Source organism: Hydrogenophaga intermedia (assembly GCF_000723405.1).
Lineage (GTDB): Bacteria > Pseudomonadota > Gammaproteobacteria > Burkholderiales > Burkholderiaceae_C > Hydrogenophaga > Hydrogenophaga intermedia.
Genome location: NZ_CCAE010000115.1, coordinates 1 through 1,398, shown reverse-complemented (window position 1 = coordinate 1,398; position 1,398 = coordinate 1). Strand labels below are relative to the sequence as shown.

The 1,398-nt window shown below is 68.5% G+C and carries 2 protein-coding genes; both read right to left on the bottom strand.

The features are described from left to right. The coding region (locus tag BN948_RS25365; protein WP_035624915.1) for a flagellin N-terminal helical domain-containing protein at positions 1 to 254 on the bottom strand (254 nt) is incomplete at its 3' end. Between the two features lie 34 nt (positions 255 to 288). Beyond that, a partial coding sequence (locus tag BN948_RS25360) for a flagellin (RefSeq protein WP_035624912.1) occupies positions 289 to 1,398 on the bottom strand: 1,110 nt, incomplete at its 5' end.

Genomic DNA, 1,398 nt, shown 5'->3' with positions numbered 1-1,398 from the left:
CCCACCTTGCCCAGTGCGCCTTCGGCGGTCTGTGCGAGGGAGATGCCGTCGTTGGCGTTGCGGGCGGCGACGTTGAGGCCGCGCACCTGGCTGTTCATGCGCTCGGAAATCGCCAGGCCGGCGGCGTCGTCCTTGGCGGAGTTGACGCGCAGGCCCGAGGACAGGCGCTGCATGGAGGTGGCCAGGGAGTTGGCCGAGCCGCTCAGGTTGCGCTGAGCGGTCATCGACATCACGTTGGTGTTGATGGTGGTCATGGTGGTGTCCTGGTGTTCGTTTCAGCCGTGCCGATCAGCGCAGCAGCGACAGCACGTTCTGGCCGTTCTGGTTGGCCTGGGCGACCATGGCGGTGCCGGCCTGCTGCAGGATCTGCGAGCGCGACAGGTTGGAGGTTTCCTTGGCGAAGTCGGCGTCGACGATGCGGCCACGCGCGGCGGAGAGGTTCTCGCCGGTGATGTTGATGTTGGCCACGGCGTTTTCGAAGCGGCTCTGCAGGGCGCCGAGGTCGGCGCGCGAGCTGTTGATCGCGTCGATGGCCTTGTCGATCACCTTCAGCGCGATCTGGGCGTCGCCGAAGCTCTCGATGCTCACGTCGCTGAGGTTGCGCAGCGTGGCGGGCGGTGCGGTGTCGCCGGGGTCACCGGTGGTGGCGGCCGTGAAGGCGGCGCCGAAGTCGCCGGCGGCCAGGTCGCGGTCCGAGAAGATCTCGTAACCACCGGCAGCCAGTTCGCGGGCGAACACGCCGGTGTCGGACGACTTGGCGTTGATCGCGGCCACCACCTGCGTGGTGCGCTCGGCGGCCGTGGTGGAGGCGGCGATGCCACCGAGTTCGACGGCGTTGCCGTTGGCGTCGTTGATGGTCCAGCCCGCGGTGCCCTTGTCGATGGCGGCGTTGGCGGCGGTGCTGGGCGCAGCCACGGTGGCCACGAAGAATTCGGTGTTCTCGAGTTCGCCCAGGCTGTCGGACTTGGCGGACACGATGGACTCGATGGCGATGCCCTCACCGGCGTTGGCGCCGACCTGGAAGGTGGCGTTGGCGAACGTGCCGTCGAGCAGCTTGGTGCCGTTGAAGGCGGTGGTCTTGGCCACGCGGTCGATCTCGTCGCGCAGTTGGGTCACTTCGGCCTGCAGGGCGGCGCGGTCGTCGCTGTTGTTCGAGGCGTTGGCCGATTGCACGGCCAGTTCGCGCATGCGCTGCAGCATGTCGCCCACCTTGCCCAGTGCGCCTTCGGCGGTCTGTGCGAGGGAGATGCCGTCGTTGGCGTTGCGGGCGGCGACGTTGAGGCCGCGCACCTGGCTGTTCATGCGCTCGGAAATCGCCAGGCCGGCGGCGTCGTCCTTGGCGGAGTTGACGCGCAGGCCCGAGGACAGGCGCTGCATGGAGGTGGCCAGGGAGTTGGC